The organism is Thalassotalea piscium (assembly GCF_030295935.1).
Taxonomy (GTDB): Bacteria; Pseudomonadota; Gammaproteobacteria; order Enterobacterales; family Alteromonadaceae; genus Thalassotalea_B; species Thalassotalea_B piscium.
In genome coordinates this window covers 1,011,928-1,033,324 of record NZ_AP027362.1, presented here as the reverse complement: position 1 = coordinate 1,033,324, position 21,397 = coordinate 1,011,928, and the positions used below count along the sequence as shown (strand labels likewise).

Below are 21,397 nucleotides of genomic sequence, written 5' to 3'. Positions count from 1 at the left end.
TTTATTCATAGTAAATTTTTATCAATAAACAGTTGGACATATTATGTCACAAGTGTTATTAATAAATGATAACCATAGCATTTTTGAGGAAACTATGGCAGAAATGCACTATTCAAAAATCATTATTTTAAGTCTAATGTTAGCCTTGTTTGGCTGTTCAGACCCTGTTGTTGAACAAATTGAAAAGCAATTGCCGATCACCCAGCAACGTGTTGAACAGCTAGGGCAAGCACTTGATAGTAATCAGGTTCGTAACGCTATACTTATTAAACAATATGCAGACAAGGTGGTTGAACTAAAACCTGACTTTGTTGAACTTGTGAATGAGTTTCGTAAAGAAGCAACTACCGCAAGCCCTATTTATAAGTCAATTGTTGATAGGTTAAATACCGTCAAGAATAGTCCTGAGCTTTTTGTTGATAATAATGCACGTTACGAAGAAATACTTAACATTTATCAAGCGGCAGATCCTGTTTTATATTCTGATGCATTGAGCGATCCGCTTAATGTGCTAGCAGATATGTCTGATGGTTTATTACCGAGAGTAAATTCCTTATCTAAGTCACAAAGCTTGGCGGCAAATAATGCACAAGACTTTGGTGTTGGTGAACAGCTAATTGGGAATCCTAATTACGGTAGTTGGACAACAGGCAGTAATGGCATGTCATTTTGGCAATGGTATGGCATGTACGCCATGATGGATAACCTGCTTGATTCTCGTCGTCGTGTTTCCTACAACCAATGGGGGCGTTCACGTAACTACAGCTATTACCATGATTATGGTCGTACACGTTACAGCTCTCCTGGGCAACTGCAAAAGCAAACACAACTCGATACCCGTACACGTAAATCATTTGAAAGTCGCGGGCAAAAATATACCAGCGCTTACAGTAAAAATCGTACAGGCTCTTCAAGCCTTTCAGGGCAGAGTAAACAAGCCCAAACAAGCGCGAAACGTTTTAACTCAGCTACCACTAATAACAGCAGATATGCCAAAAAAAGTAGTAACGCTAAAAAATCTTCTTATGCCCAAGGTGGCAATTTTAGAAACAGTAAAAGTACCACTTCTCGTAGCTTTAGACGTGGCAAATAACGAGAGGCAGTCAAGGAATTATTATGAATACATTGTTTGAAATCACAGGGTTAAACTTAGACTTACTTATCTTTCTTGCGATAGATATTTCTATTGCGATCATTCTATTAGGTGCAATGCGCTTTGTATCAGGGGTATCAGCTAAAGTTAGTTCAACTGACGAGCTAGCAAAAGAAGATAACTTTGCTTTTGGTATAAGTTTAGCTGGTAGTGTTACAGCTTTGGGTATTGTATTAACGGGGGCAATTACTGGAGAGAATGCAGAAAGTTATTTAATGGAAGCTGTTGGTATGTTTACTTATGGCATCCTAGGGCTTGTTTTAATCAAACTTGGCCGAGTTATTCATGATCGAGTCGCGCTTAACAAATTAAATAAGGCTGAACAAATTAAAGCGAAAAACATTAGTGTTGGTCTTGTAGACGCAGCTAGTACTATTGCAACGGCAATAGTTATCCGCGCTGTTTTGCTTTGGGTTCATGGCATCGATATAAGTACGTTTACCGCCATTATATGTGGCTTTATTGTATCTCAAGCAATGCTCGTACTTGTCACGCGCATCAGAGAATACCAATACGCTAAAAACAACCAAAACGACAGTTTACAAGAAGCATTTGAAAATGGGCAAGTAGCGTTAGCTATTCGCTATAGCGGACAGGTAATTAGCACCGCATTAGCAGTAACTGCAGCCAGTTACTTTTTAAGTTATAGTCCTGACACTTTATGGTTCAATATTTTCGCTTGGTTAGTGTTTAGTATTGTAATGACATTACTGGTTTCTATTTTAACAGCTATCGCTAAACGCATAATATTATGGGGTATCAACTTAGTAGAAGAAGTAGACCATCAAAGTAATATTGGTGTTGCGAGTGTTGAAATGGCTATAAGTATTTCAATTGCATTAATTTTAACAGCGCTAATGGCTTAAGGTTCAGCGCTTTATAAGCCTTAACATACAATATCAACATTGAAACAATCAGATGCAACGCTGTTAGGTCGTTATGATCTAATAAAGCACGATATACTGTTAATTATTACCATGGCCGTTTTAGCAGGCTGTGGTCTAATATACGAGTATTTACTTTCACATTACGCAGGTCGCGTTCTTGGCGTGATGGAAAGTGCTATTTATACTATGATCGGTTTAATGATTGTAGCTATGGGTTTAGGCGCTTTCGCCGCACGCAAAATTCGTTGTGCATTCAATGGTTTCGTTTGGTTAGAGCTAATCATTGCATTTTTAGGCAGTAGCGCCATCTTAATTATTGGTGGGCTCATCGCACTAAGCCAAACATTTCCACAACTTGTAGCTGAAATGTTTTCATTACCGCCAGATATAACTCCGCGAGGTGGTTATTTAAAGCAAGTCAGTTTTCTTGCATTTAATAGCCCTTACTTTTTTGGGTTATTACTGGGTTTTTTTATTGGTATGGAAATCCCGTTAATTGCCCAAATTCGCGAACATATCCACCAGAAACATCTAAAAAATAATTTAGGCACTATTTATGGTGCTGATTATATTGGTGCAGGCATCGGTGCCGCTATTTGGGTAATTTTTTTATTAGCCATTGATATTAGCAAAGCCAGTGCATTGACCGCGGCCTTAAACCTAGCAGCAGGGCTTGCCTTTATTACTTTCTATTGGCATAGATTAAAATGGAAAAAGCTCTTACTAGCCCTTCATTTGCTATTACTGGTTTTAATTTTCTTTATTTATCAGCATGGTAACCAATGGCTCAATCAAATGAGTAACTTACTGTATTTAGATAAAGTAGTTTATACCGACAAAACCCGCTACCAACAATTAACGTTTACCGAGCGAAATATCGGTGGCGAGCATCAGCCAATTATAAATTTTTATATTAATGGCCGTTTACAGTTTTCTTCAGCTGATGAACATATTTACCACAATTACCTTGTTACGCCTGCACTAGCTGCATCAGCTCGCCAAGACAAAGTTCTAATTATTGGTGGTGGTGATGGCCTAGCCCTCAGAGATGTTTTAGCATGGTCTCCAAAAGAAGTAACACTTATCGACTTAGACAAGGAGTTGATAGACATATTTCAGCGTCCCTTTGAAAAACTTCCTAGCACCCTTGCACACCAAATAAGTCAACTAACACAGCAAAGTTTTTCTGATCCAAGAGTAAAAATTAGGTACCAAGATGCCTTTCTCGCAATTGACGAATTACTCGCCAATAAAGTTGCATTTGACACCATTATTGTTGACTTGCCTGATCCCAGCCACCCCGATCTCAATAAACTTTATTCAGTGAACTTTTATGCGCGATTAAGCCAGCTTCTAGCCGGTGATGGTATTATTGCTATTCAATCAGCAAGCCCATATCACGCTAAAGAAGCCTTTATTGCCATTGGTAAAACCGTGGCTGCAGCAAACTTTGCCCAAGTAGAGCAATACCACGACAATGTACCAAGCTTCGGGGAATGGGGTTGGACAATCGCAAGCAAATATGGTGCAAGCCCGCTAACTCGCTTAAAGGCTTTAGATAAGCTTGAAGTCGAACAGGCATGGTTGACATTGCCAATGCTCTACGGCGCATTTGAATTTCCGAAAAACTTTTTTGTTTTGAAAGATACAATCCCCATAAATTACTTAGGCAGCCATGCTATTTATCAATTACATCAAAAAGCATGGCGAGACCAACAGGGGTTAAATGAATCTCATCTACAAGAATAAAAGTATTAATAAGATAGAAAAACTAAAATAATGGCTTGACATATTATGTCTAAATGCTAAATTACCCACATCGACATAATATGTCGAAGCGACATTGGTTATTCATAAGCAATGAATAATTAAATGTTACAGAAAAATACGAGGAAGAATATGAATATTCATAAAATTGCTAACCACTTAAATGCACTTGCTGATAATTCAGAAACAGGGATGGTGTTCGACTGTCAACCTATTTCAGGCGAAGTAGACGTATTACAAATTACCGTCATTGATCGTGAAGAGTTACCAATATTTGTTTCAGTTACTGACGACCAAATATTATGTATTACTTATTTATGGGGCAAAGATGAAGTTAAAGCTGACAGCATACATGACCTACATGAAAGCATGTTAGAGATGAACATTCCAATGCCATTATCATCTTTTTCAAAAATTGGTGATAAATATGTATTGTTTGGCGCCTTATCAATTAACTCAACGTTCAGTGACATTGAACATGAACTTGCCGTACTCAATAATAATGCAATTGAAATTATTGATGATATGAGCGACTACCTAATTTAATAACCACCCAAGGAGATTATTATGAGTATTTTTAAAAAAATTATGACCGCTATCCGAGGTGGTGCTACAGAAGTTGGTGAATCAATTGTTGATTCAAATGCAACGCGTATTTTTGAACAAGAAATTCGTGACGCTGAAAACCACTTAACAAAAGCTAAACGTGATTTAACTGGCGTTATGGCGCAACAAATGGCTGCAAGCAGAGAAGTTGATCGCATAAAGCGTGAAGTTGTAGAGCATGAAGGTTATGCCGTACAAGCACTTGAAAAAGGTGATGAAACATTAGCACTAGCTGTTGCTGAAAAAATATCAACGCTAGAAAGCGAATTATCAAACCAACAACAAGCGTTAGACAGCTTTGAAGGCAGTGCTAACCGCCTAAAAGAACTAGTGAAGAAAAGTGAACGCCAAGTGCAAGAGTACAAGCGCCAGTTATCTATGGTAAAAACTACTGAAAGTGTACAAAAAGCAACGTCAGCCATTACTGATAACTTTTCATCAAGTAACTCTAAGCTATTAAGCGCAAAAGACTCACTTGAGCGTATTAAAGCTAAGCAGCAAAAGTTTGATGATAAAATGAAAGCTGCAGAAGTACTTGCTTCAGAAAACGCAGATACCTCTTTAGCTGCACAGCTTAAAGAAGCAGGAATTGGTGGGACTGATAATAGTGCAAACTCTGTACTTGAGCGCTTAAAGGCTAAGCAAAAATAACTTTAAGCTTGTTAAACGTACCACATACCTGAACGCAATGCGTTCAGGTATGTTATTTATGGTGATAAACTATGAGCTTTCTAAAAAATATTTTTAAGAAAGAACAACCACAAAGAAAAATAAGCCAAGCTAACGATCTTATGGTTAATGATATTATCGCATTGACAGACAGTTTCGCTTTACCTGAAAGTTTACGCTCAGCACAATTCCAAGTAACCGCAGTAAACACATACGAATTCGAGAATAAAACACAAACAGAATGGGTTCTTTCAGGCAACAATAATATCGAGCTTTATTTATCGCTTGACGTAGATGATAAAACCTACCTGAAATTTTCAGTAAAGATTGATCACCAAGATGTTGAAACTTTGTTTAATTTAGACGATTTTGCGACCATTTTTGATGAACCAGGTAACGCTATATTGCAACGTCAAAACGACAATAGCCAAACAAGTGGTTGGACAGCCGAGCAATATCAGCAACGCATTTATGCACAAGTTGGCTACTTTCATCGCAAAGACGATCGTCACGAAACACTATCTAAGTACGAGGGTGAAGACTCCGGCGAACAATTTGAGTTATATCAGTTATTAGATCAAGATGAGTATTGTGGGATCGAACTAGAAGTTTGGCAGGATGGCGACACTGATGTTTTTCTGACCATGTATCGCCCAACTACCGACATCGTTGATATGTATCCAGGAAGTTAATCGTGAGTAGAGAAATACCAGAGAAATGGCATTCATCATTAAAAGCGGCTAAAGCCACTCAAGTCGCTTTTGATATGGATGAAAAAATACAATTAGAAATCCGAAAAGAAGCTCTTGAAGACGGCTTAAGCCCGTCAGATAAAATTCGAGATATACTAGGCCTTACTACAAATAAAAGGCCTAAAAGACCTCGCTTAACAGTCAGTCTTTCATTAGATGATTACCAAGTACTTGCTGAAAAATATCAATTAGATGCAGAGCAACAGCTTGAAATAAAGCGTAGGCTTATGGACGATTTAATTAACTACGTGACAAATAAACAATAATTCTAGGATCTAAGATCCTAGAACCAATTCAATCTAACCAGTAGGGCTGCTGCGACGTGGCACTTAAACGACTATGCTCTAATGCCATTAACAAATTATCTAATTTACTTTGCTGCCAACTAATTAGTTTGTTAGGTGCATCTTCTAAGCGCTTAAGCTGCTGATGAATTATCGATAAACTTCTTAATTCCCCAAGCCCTTGCTGTAAATCTAGCCATGGACGTCTAAATTGATTACATAACTTGGCATCAAACAATAGTCCAAACCAGCCACCGGTTAATAAGCTTCTTCTCACTAACTTTCTTACACCAAGGTACTGATCAATCGTTACACTATCTTCAGATAAAACCGACTTCAAATCATGTAAACTTGCTGACAGTTTTTCTGTTGCATATTCGCGATAGTTAATCTCGCCGGTATACGGAATAAACACTTGCTCCGCTTTAGAAATAACAAGTTCCACTAAAGATAGCTGAAGCTGATTGAAACGTTCACCATGAATAAGCGCTATAACATCTGCAGGCTCCGGAAAGCGTTGTTTTTCAATGCGAAGCTGCTCAATTAACTGGTCACTTAATTCAAGTTTTTTGCGATAATTTCCTGTTTTATTCATTAACTCTTGAAAATAAACTGCATTATCTAACCACGCAAACAAATGAATAAAATAACTAATTTGTTCACGGATCCCCTGCCCTTTTTCATTCAGGCGCAAATCAAATAACCAGAAACCATGCCGTAACATCACTAATACATTAACAGCCTGCACTAAATGAACATAAGTCGGTTCTCGAATATAATTATCAACGGCCAAATGCAACTGATTCAAACAATGTGCTATTCCTTGGCTAAAACTTTCAGTTAAGGTAACGCCACTGGTATCAATTTGTATGTTTTCATCAAGATCTTTCGGCCCTAATTTATGCCAAAGCTGATAACCACGAGCTGCTTTACTTTTTAAGCCTGGGCGAACCAGTAAACATTTAAAGAGTGTCTTAGCTAAATCAAATAAGTGCTCAATACTGCCTTCAACTAATTCTAATTCAATTTCTGAAATATCGAGATGTTGCCCATCAGAGCTTATTTTGCCTTGATCAAATGCTAATTCAATCTTGCTATCTTTAAAATCAACAAGCCAAATAATTCGCGTGAAGTCAGTGTCAAATAGTGAAATTAATTGTTGTTGTATTTTTTCTATATTATCTTCAGGCGACCAAATATTTTTGGGGAAAAGTGATAAGTCAGGGAAAGTGCTTTGTATATCAACATTATATTCGGGCCTTTTATGTAGGCCCCCAACAACAACCCCTGCTGTTTTTATGGTTTGCTCAAATTTATTTTCACAACCACGAACTCTTAAACCATAATCTTTTTTTCTAAGGGTTAAATCAGCAGTGTCAAAATAACAATTTGACAGCTCTTTACTCTTTTTATCAAAAGAAATTCCTTCAGTAGTTAGTAGTGATGTAACTTTTGCCTCTACATCGGATGATAAGACCAGATATTTCAGCTCTACCTCAGTATTCATATATGCCTAAATTTGACTAACAAAAGCACACCATACAAAAGCATTTAGGCTCTAGCAATACTTTTTACACAACAATATTGAAGAAATACCTGATTTAGCGAAAACTTAGCTTGATTCCCTCGTCACAAAACCCTACTATTTTTAGTAAAAATATCGTTAGAGAATTTGGTAAGCCATGAAAATCATAAAATGTTTATTTGCTAGTATTTTTTTCCTTTTTAGTTCTGTATTACTAGCAGAAGAAGCAACCGATAATTTAGTAGCAGGTTATATTTCTGACGACCTGTTTATTTACATGCATACTGGACCAGGAAATAACTACCGTATTTTAGGCACCATTACTGCTGGCGAAGAAATTAAGCTCACTGGCAAAGCAGAAAACGACTATACCCAAATTATAGACAGCAAAGGACGAGAAACATGGGTGGAGGATAAATATATCTCAACAACTCCAGGGGTTCGTGATCAAGTTGCTCGTTTAAAAACTCAATTGGCCAATAACTCAAGTGATAATGCGGGTCTTTTAAATCAACTTGATCAAGCAAATAGTGAAATAGCAAGACTTAACAAAGACGCTAAAGTTTTCGATAATAAAGTAAGTGAATTGAATCAAGAACTTGAAGAAACAAAGCTCAAAATCAAAAATCAAGATACTGAACTTAAGAAAGAATGGTTCTTTAATGGCGCAGTAGTGTTAGTTATTGGTTTGTTATTAGGCTTAATAATTCCCAAAATTGGCGGTCGAAAAAGATCGTCTATGGATAACTGGGGCTGATCGCTCACAATATAAAACGGTGAAAGCGTAATCATTAATTTTATTACGCTTTTACAAACTTGATCAGTTCGAACAAGCTTATATCTGTTTTATTTATTAGATGTTCTACTTTATACGCAGTAAAAACGGTTACATAGCTAGTAAAATTGATATTATTCTTATCACAAATAAGCACCTATAACCTCTGTATAAATAAAAGCTAAGGCATAATACCTCGTGTTAAAAAAATTACGCTTAACCACTACTCGTGTTTTTCTATTAATTTTGCTTTCAATTTCAGGCATAGCTCCAGCTAAATCAGAGCCTTGGATTGATACATCAAATATATTTCTCAAAGCAAAAATACAGTTACTTGCCGATCAAGGCTATATCAAAACGCCAGTTTCTACTTATCCTTTAATGTGGGCTGATATTGCGAGAGATTTGAATAAAATAGATTACTCATCGTTAAATGAACAAGATAAAGCGGCATTAAGTTATATTAACCATCAACTTAAACTTGCTAAAAAAAACATCACTAAAATAGAAGCGAATATCGCGCTCAAAGATAATCGTTTTACCAGTTTTGGTGATAGCTTTCGAACGAAAAACAATATAACCCTACATAAAACGTTCATGAACGATTCGTTTGCCATGAAAATAGCGTCAAGTTATAGCGACTCTCCTGTCAATGGTGAAAGCTATACACGCTTTGACGGTAGCTATATTGCTACTTACGTAGGTAACTGGGTTATATCTGCAGGTATGCAAGATAGATGGTGGGGGCAAGGGTCAGATAGCAACTTAGCATTAACCAACAACGCGCGACCAATTCCCGCTATTGCTATTACACGTAAATCAGCAATTCCGGTAACAGTCCCCTTTACAGAAATAGATATCCCTTGGACTGTAACAACTTTTATGGGGATAATGGACGATGAGCGAATTATAAAAGACACACTGCTTTGGGGGTTTAGACTCAATTTTAAGCCATTAGAAGGCTTAGAAATTGGCTTAACACGACTAGCTCAGTGGGGCGGTGAAGGTCGACCACAAGACTTATCAACTTTTTGGAATGTCTTTATTGGCAAAGACAATTGTGGTGCTGGTGGGCTCGATTGTTTACTTAATCCAGAGCCTGGTAACCAACAGGCAGGTTACGACTTTCGCTACGGGTTTAATCTTTTTGATATACAATTGGCTCTATACGGAGAGTCATTAGCTGAAGATGGCAATGACAACACCTTAAGTTTTTTAACGGAAATACAAACACAGTTGGGTATGGAAGTTAACCTAAACTTATTTTCACAACCAGCTAAAATATACTTCGAGCAAGCATCAACCTACACTGACTGTGTGGAAGGAAGTACTAACTTTATTGGTAACTGCTTTTATGAACACCATATTTATAAAACAGGCATGCGTTATAATCAAAGAACGCTCGGTAATTTATACGACAATGATGCTAAAACAAGGGTGCTAGGATTAATAACCAGTATTAATCAAGATACTGATCTAACCGTAAAGTTGCGTCACTTAGAGCTCAATATTGACGATAATGACAAAGCACCAAATAATCCATTAATTGGCAACCCACTGACTAAAGTGGCTGAAGAAATACTGATGTTCTCAACTAAAGTACAACATAGTTACAAAAACTGGCGCTTTACTTTAGGGGTAGACTTAAGCAAGTCTAAGTTTACAAACAGTAGTAATAATAAAAATACCACAAACGTGTTCCTTAATATTGAACACAACTTGTAGATTAGTATAACCTAATAAATCATTCACTCTAATTGGTAGGTACACCTTGAACAATAACTGCCCTGTATATGTTATAAACTTAGACTCTGCACTAGAACGCATGCAGAAAATGGACAAACAGTTAAAGGCGATTAATGTCAATTATTCGCGCATTCAAGCGGTAAAAGGCACAGACTTAACGCCTGAAGAAATAGCGAGTGAATATTCAAGTGACTTAAACAAAAAGTACTTCAGGGCTGACTTAAGCGTTGGAGAGATAGGCTGTTATATAAGCCACAAGAATGCTTGGCGAAAAATGGTTGAAGAAAATATCGAATACGCGGTAATTCTTGAAGACGACTTAACAATTGAACCTAACTTTGTTGATATATTTCAACTAGCTGATACCTTAAAGAAGTATGACCTGATTAAACTGTCTGATAACAGAGCGCATAAACCAACACAAACATTAACACTTACCGATGACTTTGAATTAATTAACTTTAATAAAATTCCTAATTGCGCTACGGGCTATACAATTACTTTAGCTGGGGCTAAAAAGTTACTCGCCCGAACTAAGTTTTATCGCCCCGTAGATATTGATATGCAGTTTTGTACAGAGCTTAACCTTTCGGTATATGGACTTCGCCCTTATTCAATTTCAGAAAACCTCGAATTACCGAGCGATATTGTTGCCCTTAATGGCGGATACCATGGCAAAAAAACCACTAGTTTTATCCGCAACATAAAGTATAGAGCTCATCTCTGGTGGTTACGAAAAAATTATATTTCTGGGAAGTTATAAATTATATTCATAAGCTAATCATCACATAAAACAAATTAATGTAAGCAATAGTTATAATTTATATATTAATTTTATGAATTATTATTTGACTTAGACAGGCTAAATACGTTATTGATATAGCATTGATAAACACTATATTTATTTACAAAAGTACAATTAACAAGAAATGATGAATTTAACCATTAAAATCGCTACCAACCTCCTCCTCATACACTATGTGTGCGGATAAGCTTTTTAATATTTAAATTTAATATAAATTACTTAAAACCCGCGCTAATAATCGCGGGTTTTTTTATGCCAAAAATTATTAGCGTATCAATTGAAGGATAGAGAAATGGACAACAAAGTCATAATTTTTGACACCACTTTACGTGACGGCGAACAAGCATTAACGGCAAGTTTATCGGTGCATGAAAAACTTCAAATTGCGCAAGCTATAGAAAGACTAGGTGTTGATATTATTGAAGCAGGATTTCCAGTCTCTTCCCCTGGAGATTTTGACTCAGTAAAGCAAATTGCCAAAACTGTTAAAAACTCGATTGTCTGTGGCTTAGCACGCGCAGTTGAAGGTGACATAAAAGCCTGTGCCGATGCTTTATCAGTTGCAGATCAATTTAGAATACATACGTTTATTTCAACTTCAGATGTTCATGTTCAACAAAAGTTACGTAAAGACTTTTCAGATGTTGAGGCAATGGCGATTCATGCAATAAAGTATGCTAGGCAATTTACTGACGATGTTGAATTTTCTTGTGAAGATGCTGGCCGTACCCCTATCGATAACTTATGCCGTATGGTTGAAAATGCAATAAAAGCCGGCGCTAATACAATCAATATTCCAGACACTGTTGGCTATACGTTACCCAATGAGTTTGGCGGTATTATTACCAATTTATTTAATCGTGTACCTAATATTGATAAAGCAATAATATCAGTGCATTGTCACAATGATTTAGGCTTAGCTGTCGCTAACTCAATGGCAGCAGTACAAGCCGGTGCAAGACAAATTGAATGCACCATTAATGGTATTGGTGAACGTGCTGGCAACTGCTCATTAGAAGAAGTTGCCATGATCATGAAAACTCGCCAAGAGTTTTTAGGCGTTCATACTAATATTAATCATCAAGAAATCGCCAGAACCTCTAAATTAGTCAGCCAGCTTTGCAATATGCCAGTGCAATTAAATAAAGCGATTGTAGGTGGCAACGCCTTTAGTCACTCTTCTGGCATTCATCAAGACGGCATGTTAAAAGCAAGCAATACCTATGAAATTATGACGCCAGAAAGCGTTGGTATTGCAAAAACCAAATTGAATTTGACCTCTCGTAGCGGACGACATGTTATCAAGCATCGGATGGAGAGCCTTGGCTACAAAGAATCAGATTACGAGTTAGAAAAGTTATACAGCGATTTTTTAGCACTAGCAGACAAAAAAGGTCAAGTATTTGATGATGACCTAGAAGCCTTATTATTTAATATTCAACAAAAAGACGATCAAGACTATTACCATTTAAACACCTTAAACGTTCAATCAGGTGGAGACTTTGCTACTGCAAGTATTAAATTACTTTCGGGTGAGTATAGCCAAGTAACATCGGCTACGGGTAATGGACCTGTTGATGCATTATATCGCGCTATAAAGGCCGCTGTTGACATAGATTTTGAAGTTACCGATTACAAAATCTCTAATAAAGGCTCTGGTGAAGATGGTTTAGGTAAAGCGGATATTGTGGTGACGTGGCAAGGCAGAAACTTTCATGGTTACGGCTTAACTACCGACGTTATTGAAGCGTCAGGGTTAGCATTAATTCATACCTTAAACAGCATACATCGGGCTCAAGCTATTGCAGAGATAAAAGAAGCTCGCGCAGCAAGTAACTAAATAAAATAAACATATTTTATGTTTAATCAGAAAATTCAAAAGGTTTAGAAAACATGTCAAACATTGCAATACTAGCAGGTGACGGTATCGGTCCCGAGGTTATGACCGAGGCTAAAAAAGTATTAAACACTATCGCTGAACAATTTAATATCACCATAAACACGAAAGATTATGATGTCGGTGGCGCTGCTATAGACCGTCATGGAAACGCCCTACCAGAGGCAACAATGCAAGGCTGCCAGCAAGCCGATGCTATTTTATTTGGCTCAGTTGGTGGGCCTAAGTGGGCAAGTTTACCTCCTACAGAGCAGCCTGAACGTTGTGCATTATTAGGGTTAAGAGGTCACTTTGATCTATTTTGTAATATGCGTCCTGCCACATTACAGCCAGCCCTTTCGTCGTTATCTACTTTACGTAGCGATATTTCAGAGCAGGGTTTTGACGTACTAATTATTCGCGAATTAACTGGCGACATTTACTTTGGCGAACCAAAAGGCCGTAAAGGTGAAGGTGACGATGAAACAGGTTTTGACTCAATGTTTTACTCTCGTCGTGAAATTAAACGTATTGCTCACTTAGCCTTTCAAGCGGCACAAAAGCGCAATAACAAAGTAACCTCAGTAGATAAAGCTAATGTACTTGCAACCAGTCAATTGTGGCGTCAAGTAGTTGAAGAAGTGGCTGTCGATTATCCACAAGTAACACTAGAGCACCTTTATGTTGATAACGCTGCAATGCAGCTTGTAAGAGACCCTAATCAATTCGACGTAATGTTATGCCCTAATTTGTTTGGCGATATACTGTCTGACATTTGTGCGATGATCACAGGTTCGATGGGCTTATTACCCTCTGCTAGTTTAAATGCCGACGGTTTTGGTATGTATGAACCTGCAGGTGGCAGTGCACCTGACATTGCAGGCAAAGGCATTGCAAACCCTATTGCTCAGATTTTATCAGCAGCATTAATGTTACGGTATAGCTTAAACCAAGATAACGCGGCACAGTGTATAGAAAATGCTGTAGCAAGTGCATTAGATAAAGGAATTTTAACAGCAGATTTATTACCAGCAGAGCAAAAACACAACGCCAAAAGCACCAGCGAAGTTGGCGACTATATTTGTCAGACAATCAAGCAACAAATTATGAGCATTAAAAATCAGAGCATTAACAAAGAAAGTAAAGGAGCAGTATAATCGTGGCAAACACATCAGCTAAAACAATGTATGAAAAGTTATGGCAACAACATTTGGTCGAAGAAAAAGCAGGTGAAACCCCTTTACTTTATGTTGATCGTCACTTGATTCACGAAGTCACGTCTCCACAGGCATTTGCCAATTTAAAATTTCATGGTCGCAAATTACGCCACCCAGAACGCACTATTGCGACTATGGATCATAATATTTCTACCCGTTCAATTGAAATAGATGCTGCCGGCGAAGGCGCTGCTAACCAATTAAGAACACTAGAAAAAAATTGCAAAGAATTTGGCATCAAATTATTTGGTATGGGTCATAAAAACCAGGGCATTGTGCATGTAATAGGCCCAGAATTAGGATTAACTTTACCTGGTACTATTATTGTTTGTGGTGATTCTCACACAGCAACCCATGGTGCATTTGGTGCTTTAGCTTTTGGTATAGGCACCTCAGAAGTAGAGCATGTTTTTGCAACTCAAACCTTGCGTCAAACCAAAGCTAAAACGATGAAAATAGAAGTTAACGGTAAAGTTGGCAAAGGCATAAGTGCTAAAGATATTATCTTAGCTATTATTGGTAAAACAGGTAGCGCAGGTGCAACTGGATATGTGGTTGAATATTGTGGTGATGCGATAACCGCCTTAACCATGGAAGAGCGCATGACTATTTGTAATATGAGCATTGAATTTGGCGCAAAAGCAGGTTTAATTGCCCCAGATCAAACCACATTCGACTACTTACAAGATAAAGAATACTCACCTAAAGGTGATGTGTGGCAACAAGCTGTTAGCGATTGGAAAAAATTAAAAACTGATAAAGGCGCTAAATTTGATGCGGTGTTAACACTTAAAGCGGAAGAAATTAAAGCACAAGTTACCTGGGGTACAACACCAGGACAAGTTACCTCTATAGATGCAACCGTTCCTTCACCTGATGATTTTGAAGATGCTGTAGAAAAAGAGTCATGTAAAAAAGCACTTGTTTATATGGGGTTAACTGCCGGTACAAAAATTACTGATATTCGTGTCAATAATGTGTTTATCGGTTCTTGCACCAACTCTAGAATTGAAGACTTACGTGCGGCGGCTGCTATAGCAAAAGGCAAGAAAGTATCAAAAGATGTTACCGCTATTGTTGTACCCGGTTCATACCGTGTAAAAGCACAAGCCGAAGCAGAAGGATTAGCTGATATTTTTAAAGATGCTGGCTTTGAGTGGCGCTTACCCGGCTGTTCAATGTGTTTAGGTATGAATGACGACCGTTTATTACCCGGCGACCGCTGTGCTTCAACCAGTAACCGAAACTTTGAAGGCCGCCAAGGCCGTGGCAGTCGCACTCATTTAGTGAGTCCTGAAATGGCAGCCGCTACCGCGATTGCTGGACACTTTGTTGATCTTAACGCCTAAGGAATTATCATGGAAAAATTTACGACACACCAAGGGTTAGTTGCGCCATTAGATATTGCTAATGTAGATACTGATCAAATTATCCCAAAACAATTTTTACAAAAAACTGAACGCATTGGCTTTGGCAAGCACTTGTTTCATGATTGGCGCTACTTAGATGTAGACGGTAAACAAGATAATCCAGACTTTATCCTTAACGCACCTGAATTTAAGGGTGCAAGTATATTATTAGCAGGCGAGAATTTCGGCTGTGGTTCAAGCCGGGAGCACGCGCCCTGGGCATTACAAGAATATGGTTTCAAAGTAGTTATTGCGCAAAGCTTTGCCGATATTTTCTATGCTAACTGCATTAATATTGGCGTTGTTCCTGTTAAACTATCAGAGCAACAAGTCACTGAACTTTTTAAGCATTCAGCCAATGGTCAATTAACCCTAACAGTAGATTTAATTAATAATAAGGTTAATGCTGGCAAAATCAGCTATGCTTTTAAATTAGATGATTTTCATCAATACTGTTTAGAGCAAGGCGTCGACAGTGTTGGTTGGACATTAAATAAATTAGACAAAATTGAAGCTTTCGAAGCCCAAATGCCAGCATGGCAATAATTTAAAACGAAAATATTCACCTAGTAACATTAATACTTATTAGGTGAATATGTTATATTTGGCCATGATTTCGTCAAACATATTGAGTAAAAAATCAAACTATGCCTGAAGATATTCACCCTGATAAAATTCCATTAGCCGAATTAACCCTCGGTATGTATGTTACCTCTGTTTTCGATCGTAATAATAAAGAAATTAAATCTGAAGGCTATATCTCAACCCCAAAAGGGCTAGAGCAATTAAATAACGCCAAAATCAAATTTGTCACTGTAGCCCCAGAAAAGCAAAAGCATGTAGATACTATTGACAGAGTATTCCCAGATATAGAAGTTATCAAACCTAACAGTAGCGCTAAACAAAAACCAACATCGTACAAAATAACGCTTTATGACGAAATTAATAAAGCCAATGATTTATACGATAGTTCAAAAGCATTGCAAGCTAAGATTTTAGACAAGATACAACAAGGAAAATCGATAAAAATTGATGAAGTAGAAACAACCACAGACAGCATAGTTGACTCTATTTTCAGAAATCAAGACGCGTTAAGTTGTTTATCTCGCCTCCAAACCAAGGGTTCTTACCTATTAGAGCACTCGCTTAATGTTGCCATTTTAATGGCAATATTTTCTAAACAACTCGGATTTGATAAACGTGTTATTCAAGAAGTTACTTTAGGTGCTTTTCTTCATGACATTGGTAAAGTGCTCCTACCAAAAGAAATATTAAATAAGCCTGAACAGTTAAATGATAAAGAATATAAAATTTGGAAAAGCCATGTTGCACTAGGAATAAAAGTGCTGGAAGACTCACCAAGTATCTCTCATATTGCTGCACGTATGATCAAAGAGCATCATGAAAGGTTAGATGGTTCTGGTTTCCCTTCTGGTTTACAAAAACAAGAAATTTCAATTTTTGGACGCATGATGGCAATTGTCGATACCTACGATTCAATGACTTGTGATCGCCCCTACAGAAAGTCAGTTCACCCTGTAACAGCATTTAAAGCATTGGTGACTCAATCTCCTTTGTTATTCGACGAAGAGTTGGTTGAAAAATTTATCCAGTGCATTGGTGTATATCCGGTAGGCACACTGGTAAAACTCAATAGCGGAAAACTAGGCTTAATCAGTAAGTTGAATCCGAACCGACCTTTGCGCCCTTTTGTTAAGGTTTTTTATAATACTCGTCTTAGTCAGGCGATCCCAATACAAGAAATTAATTTAAGTGAATCAAAATACAAAGATCAAATAGACTGTTGTATCAAGCCCGAAGAGTTTAACATTAATTTACTTGGGTTCTTTAAGGCTGCATTCCTTAATTAACCTCAGTTAAGCAAATTAGCCAAGTATAACGCTATTACCAAGATGACAATGCAGCCATAGAAAACTGCTCGCCTTGATAGGTTAAAATTACTTGCTGAGGTAAAATATCAGTTAATACAAGCCCCTCAGCAATAGTATCACCCTGATATTTATCTTCACCGTTCACTCTAACCCACCCTAAACCGTCTGAAGAAAACAAGTGCATTTCAAACTTCAGTGCCGGAATAGCCTCTTGTAACCATAGTGGCATTTGAGACAGCGGTTTTATCTCACTCGCCGGCGTAATGTGATTGGTGTTTTCAATAGGTTCATTAGCTGTTGCTTCTAGGGCTGACTGAAATCGTGCTAAAACTTCATCAGAAACTTCAGGGGTTGCCGTTACTTTAAAAGTAGCACTAATACTATCTTCTGGCGCAGATACATCGACTAAAGCATCTTCACTTACCTGCTTACTATTATGCTCAGTTTGTTTATCAAGTTGACTTTCTTTAACTTCTGGCAATTTATTCAAAGCTTCAGCCGAATTTTCGCTCTCTTTTTGCACTTTTTTAGATATAATTAAATCCTCAGGAATGGCGAGCGTGTCGTTATTAGTTTGCATTAACTCACTGGCAATCTGTGATGTTTGAGCAGGTTGCGAAGCCACGGGTGCTTGGCTCGTTAGTTCAGCATTACCAATTGCGCCATTTCCTAACCAATAGCCGATAAAAAGTGTTGCACCAACAATAAGGGTTAAATAACTTAACTTCATCGGCATCGACCAGAAAACGCTTGTTGTTTTGCCTTCCTCCCCTAGTGCTTCAATTGCTGCTTTTTTTACAATACCTCGGCTTACCTGAGTATTATTTGTACTATACGCAATAATGAGTGAACGCTCACACAGCAAATTAACAACACGAGGGATACCTTTCGATATTTGATGAATACTAGCAATGGCGCCATCGGTAAATAACGACCGAGTACATTGCGCCACCGATAAACGATGCTGAATGTATTGCTTCAATTGTGCTTTTGTTAATGGGAGTAAGTGATACCGCGCTGTAATGCGTTGAGCTAATTGTCTTAAGTCGCGTCGTTGCAATAATTGTTGCAATTCTGGCTGGCCAATCAAAATAACTTGTAGTAACTTTTTAGTGTTAGTTTCTAAATTAGTTAACAATCTTAATTGTTCAAGCACTTCTGCCTGCAAATGCTGAGCTTCATCGATCACTAACAAGGTATTAATATTATTGTCGTGATTTTTAGTTAACTTTGCCAGTATTTTATCGGTAAAGTAATTAAGTGTTGCCCCTGTTTTTTTATAGCGTATTTTTAAACCGTCACAAATAGTGGCGAGTAATTCTAAACAGGATAATGTTGGATTAAGAATAAATACCGCTTGAGTATTGTCAGAAAGCTGTTCCATTACGCTGCGGCAAATGGTTGTTTTGCCTGTGCCCACCTCCCCTGTTAGTAACACAAAACCACCGGTATCACCTAAACCATAAGTTAAATGTGCTAACGCCTCACGATGACGATCACTCATAAATAAATAGGCGGGGTTTGGCGCAATAGTAAATGGTGCTTCTTTTAAGTCAAAATAACGAGTGTACATAGCGTTGACAGACAAACTCTTAAGGAAATAAATAACACATTGAAACTACCTTGTAATAGCAAATATGTCAAAGCGCATATTTCAGAAATAGTCACTTATGATAAACTCACGTTATAAAAACAATTATTCGGTGCCTAATTAGAATGAGTTCTAAACAAATAAGTGAATCACTTACTTTTTATTTAGTAGGCGGTGCGGTCAGAGATCAACTATTAAACCGCCCTATTTTAGAAAAAGATTATGTTGTTATTGGCTCAACACCCGAACAAATGCTGTCTTTAGGCTTTACTCAGGTGGGAAAAGATTTCCCGGTATTTTTACACCCTAAAACGAAAGAAGAATACGCCCTCGCTCGTACTGAAAAAAAACAAGGCCAAGGCTATACCGGTTTTACTTGTAATGCCTCGCCAGACGTAACCCTAGAACAAGACTTAGCACGACGCGATCTTACCGTAAATGCAATGGCACTAGATAAAGACGGTAATATCACCGATCCCTTTAATGGCCTTAAAGATCTAGAAAATCGCATACTGCGTCATGTTTCTAACGCATTCACCGAAGACCCACTTCGAGTTTTACGCGTTGCTCGCTTTGCCAGTCGTTATTATTATTTAGGCTTTACCGTAGCAGATGAAACCATCGCACTAATGACTCAAATAAGTGAAAGTGGTGAACTGTTAGCACTTTCTGCAGAGCGTGTTTGGAAAGAAATAGAGCGAAGTTTAACGGAGAGAAACCCAGAAGTATTCATTCAAACATTACGTGAATGTAAGGCTTTAGAGCTACTTTGGCCTGAATTAAATAACTTATGGGGCATTCCAAACCCTGCCCAATGGCATCCTGAAATTTGTAGCGGTATTCATACAATGATGGTACTACAACAAGCCTGTAAGCTCACTGAAGATCCAGTTACTCGCTTTGCTGCGTTGTGTCATGACTTAGGCAAGTCGGTAACACCAAGGCACTTATGGCCAAGCCACCACGGACACGAAAAAGCAGGCTTACCATTAATAGAACAGTTTTGTAAAAAATACCGCGTGCCAAATCAGTATAAAAAATTAGCCTTATTGGTGAGCGAATTTCATTTACATTGCCATAAGGCGTTTGAACTAAACCCAAAAACCATTTTGCGCGTATTTGATAAAATTAATGTTTGGCGAGACCCTACAATATTACCGCAGGTATTATTAAGCTGTCAGGCTGACTTTAATGGCCGCTTGGGTAATGAAGATGCGCCCTACCCACAAGCAGACTATTTAACTAAACTTTATAATGCTTGCACCAAAGTAACGGCAAAGCCGTATGTTGAACAAGGGTTGAAAGGCCAAAAAATTAAAGAAGCCATCTATAAAGCACGTTTAACCATGATCACGTCATTAAAAAACTGTGCTAAAACACACGATGGTAAACAGAGCATTTAATTAAAAATGAATATGGTTAAAAAGATCAGAATTTAAAAGGGGGTAGCTATTAATTAATGAAAAATAATAATATGCGGTTAAATTTACGTTACATATTAAACAGTTTATGCAGCTTATATTTCACTAAGTAGCGGCGTTAATAAACACAGTTTGCTATAGTTACTTTTAATAAGACGACCAAGCATAGAATAACGTGTGTACTTTTAAAAAACATATTCTTTACATTGCAATGCTATTTTCCTCATCTATTTACGGTGAAAGCGTAACTTTGGGCACAGGCGTAAATGCTGATCCTCCATTTGTTTATGGTGAAGGTAATATTATTTCAACAAAACCTGGGTTAACAATAGAACTCTTTAAGTTAATCGAAAAAAAGTTTGGTATTGAGATAATAATTGTTAAACGGCCCTGGGCCCGAGTGTTGAATGAAATTAAAGCTAACGAGCTTGATGGAGGTTTTCACTTTAGTTTTAATAAAAAAAGAATACCTTTCTATGCTTTCCCTATAAATAAAAAACAAGATTTGCCAAGTAAAGAATTCAGCCTTTCTCAAAGAGTTGACACTTTATATACACTCAAAGGTGCTGAAATACATTGGAATGGAGAAACGCTAGTTAACAGTACCTCAGAACTTCTTAATGTCGCAGTTATTCGAGGGGGAGCAATCAGCCACAAACTTAAGCAAAAACACCTTAAATTATATCAAGTAAGTAACGACACACAATTACTAAAGCTGTTACTTTCTAGGAGGGTCGACGCGATTATAGGTTTAGAAAATATGGTTGACGCAAAAATTCAACAATTAGAAGTTAACCAACAAAGTATAATCGAAAAATCTTCTGCTATATCGAAAGTTGAACCTTATTATCTAGTTTTTTCAAAAAAGTTTTATCAAGAAAAACCTGAAACCGCATGGAAGATATGGGAAGCAATTGAACTTATTAAACAAAGTGAAGAGTACTTACGCATAGTAGAAAGTTACTAGCGTGCGTTGAACGTTTGCTGCAAACTTTTTGGTCATAAAAAAACCACGTTAGATA

General features: G+C 37.5%; 19 protein-coding genes. 17 read left to right on the top strand and 2 right to left on the bottom strand.

The genetic code is table 11. The annotated features are described in order from the left end of the window. Positions 1-43 precede the first annotated feature (43 nt). The 7 genes from QUD79_RS04340 to QUD79_RS04310 all read left to right on the top strand — a co-directional run bounded on the left by QUD79_RS04340 (position 44) and on the right by QUD79_RS04310 (position 6,100). Positions 44-1,093 (top strand): hypothetical protein, encoded by a 1,050-nt coding sequence (locus tag QUD79_RS04340; protein ID WP_246454920.1) that lies wholly within the window; start codon positions 44-46, stop codon positions 1,091-1,093. A gap of 23 nt (positions 1,094-1,116) precedes the next feature. Continuing rightward, positions 1,117-2,019, top strand: a complete 903-nt coding sequence (locus QUD79_RS04335; protein ID WP_184423816.1) for a DUF350 domain-containing protein — start codon at positions 1,117-1,119, stop codon at positions 2,017-2,019. A 39-nt stretch (positions 2,020-2,058) separates the two neighbouring features. Continuing rightward, positions 2,059-3,789, top strand: coding sequence for a polyamine aminopropyltransferase (locus QUD79_RS04330; RefSeq protein ID WP_281401820.1), 1,731 nt, complete (start codon positions 2,059-2,061; stop codon positions 3,787-3,789). 150 nt (positions 3,790-3,939) lie between these two features. Further along, positions 3,940-4,353 (top strand): YjfI family protein, encoded by a 414-nt coding sequence (locus QUD79_RS04325; RefSeq protein ID WP_184423817.1) that lies wholly within the window; start codon positions 3,940-3,942, stop codon positions 4,351-4,353. Between the two features lie 21 nt (positions 4,354-4,374). Beyond that, positions 4,375-5,064: a PspA/IM30 family protein gene (locus QUD79_RS04320; protein WP_184423818.1), complete on the top strand. Its 690-nt coding sequence runs from the start codon at positions 4,375-4,377 to the stop codon at positions 5,062-5,064. A 71-nt stretch (positions 5,065-5,135) separates the two neighbouring features. After that, positions 5,136-5,774 (top strand): hypothetical protein, encoded by a 639-nt coding sequence (locus QUD79_RS04315; RefSeq protein WP_184423819.1) that lies wholly within the window; start codon positions 5,136-5,138, stop codon positions 5,772-5,774. Between the two features lie 2 nt (positions 5,775-5,776). Further along, complete coding sequence (locus tag QUD79_RS04310; RefSeq protein WP_184423820.1) at positions 5,777-6,100, top strand: hypothetical protein; 324 nt, start codon at positions 5,777-5,779, stop codon at positions 6,098-6,100. A gap of 28 nt (positions 6,101-6,128) precedes the next feature. Here QUD79_RS04310 and QUD79_RS04305 read toward each other — a convergent pair whose 3' ends face one another. Beyond that, positions 6,129-7,625, bottom strand: coding sequence for a CYTH and CHAD domain-containing protein (locus QUD79_RS04305; RefSeq protein WP_184423821.1), 1,497 nt, complete (start codon positions 7,623-7,625; stop codon positions 6,129-6,131). A 175-nt stretch (positions 7,626-7,800) separates the two neighbouring features. On the opposite strand from QUD79_RS04305, the gene QUD79_RS04300 reads away from it, so the two are divergent. The 8 genes from QUD79_RS04300 to QUD79_RS04265 all read left to right on the top strand — a co-directional run bounded on the left by QUD79_RS04300 (position 7,801) and on the right by QUD79_RS04265 (position 17,342). After that, the gene (locus tag QUD79_RS04300; protein WP_184423822.1) at positions 7,801-8,400 is read left to right on the top strand and encodes a TIGR04211 family SH3 domain-containing protein; all 600 of its coding nucleotides are present in this window, start codon (positions 7,801-7,803) and stop codon (positions 8,398-8,400) included. A 216-nt stretch (positions 8,401-8,616) separates the two neighbouring features. Next, entirely contained in the window at positions 8,617-10,143 is a 1,527-nt protein-coding gene (locus QUD79_RS04295; RefSeq protein WP_184423823.1) for a capsule assembly Wzi family protein, read from the top strand. Between the two features lie 46 nt (positions 10,144-10,189). Beyond that, positions 10,190-10,927 carry a glycosyltransferase family 25 protein gene (locus tag QUD79_RS04290; RefSeq protein ID WP_184423824.1) on the top strand — a complete coding sequence of 246 codons (738 nt, stop codon included), beginning with the start codon at positions 10,190-10,192 and terminating at the stop codon, positions 10,925-10,927. A 334-nt stretch (positions 10,928-11,261) separates the two neighbouring features. Next, positions 11,262-12,809 (top strand): 2-isopropylmalate synthase, encoded by a 1,548-nt coding sequence (gene leuA, locus QUD79_RS04285; RefSeq protein WP_184423825.1) that lies wholly within the window; start codon positions 11,262-11,264, stop codon positions 12,807-12,809. A 53-nt stretch (positions 12,810-12,862) separates the two neighbouring features. Further along, positions 12,863-14,002 carry a 3-isopropylmalate dehydrogenase gene (leuB, locus tag QUD79_RS04280; RefSeq protein WP_184423826.1) on the top strand — a complete coding sequence of 380 codons (1,140 nt, stop codon included), beginning with the start codon at positions 12,863-12,865 and terminating at the stop codon, positions 14,000-14,002. Between the two features lie 2 nt (positions 14,003-14,004). Further along, on the top strand, positions 14,005-15,411 hold the full coding sequence (leuC, locus tag QUD79_RS04275; protein ID WP_286290000.1) for a 3-isopropylmalate dehydratase large subunit: 1,407 nt from the start codon (positions 14,005-14,007) through the stop codon (positions 15,409-15,411). 9 nt (positions 15,412-15,420) lie between these two features. After that, entirely contained in the window at positions 15,421-16,017 is a 597-nt protein-coding gene (gene leuD / locus QUD79_RS04270; protein ID WP_184423827.1) for a 3-isopropylmalate dehydratase small subunit, read from the top strand. 101 nt (positions 16,018-16,118) lie between these two features. After that, the gene (locus QUD79_RS04265; RefSeq protein WP_184423828.1) at positions 16,119-17,342 is read left to right on the top strand and encodes a cyclic di-GMP phosphodiesterase; all 1,224 of its coding nucleotides are present in this window, start codon (positions 16,119-16,121) and stop codon (positions 17,340-17,342) included. A 34-nt stretch (positions 17,343-17,376) separates the two neighbouring features. On the opposite strand, the gene QUD79_RS04260 is transcribed toward QUD79_RS04265, so the two are convergent. Then, positions 17,377-18,936 (bottom strand): AAA family ATPase, encoded by a 1,560-nt coding sequence (locus QUD79_RS04260; RefSeq protein WP_184423829.1) that lies wholly within the window; start codon positions 18,934-18,936, stop codon positions 17,377-17,379. Between the two features lie 143 nt (positions 18,937-19,079). Here QUD79_RS04260 and QUD79_RS04255 point away from each other — a divergent pair, with 143 nt between their 5' ends. Beyond that, the gene (locus QUD79_RS04255) at positions 19,080-20,357 is read left to right on the top strand and encodes a multifunctional CCA addition/repair protein (protein ID WP_184423830.1); all 1,278 of its coding nucleotides are present in this window, start codon (positions 19,080-19,082) and stop codon (positions 20,355-20,357) included. A 193-nt stretch (positions 20,358-20,550) separates the two neighbouring features. Further along, positions 20,551-21,342 carry a substrate-binding periplasmic protein gene (locus QUD79_RS04250; RefSeq protein ID WP_184423831.1) on the top strand — a complete coding sequence of 264 codons (792 nt, stop codon included), beginning with the start codon at positions 20,551-20,553 and terminating at the stop codon, positions 21,340-21,342. Positions 21,343-21,397 lie beyond the last annotated feature (55 nt).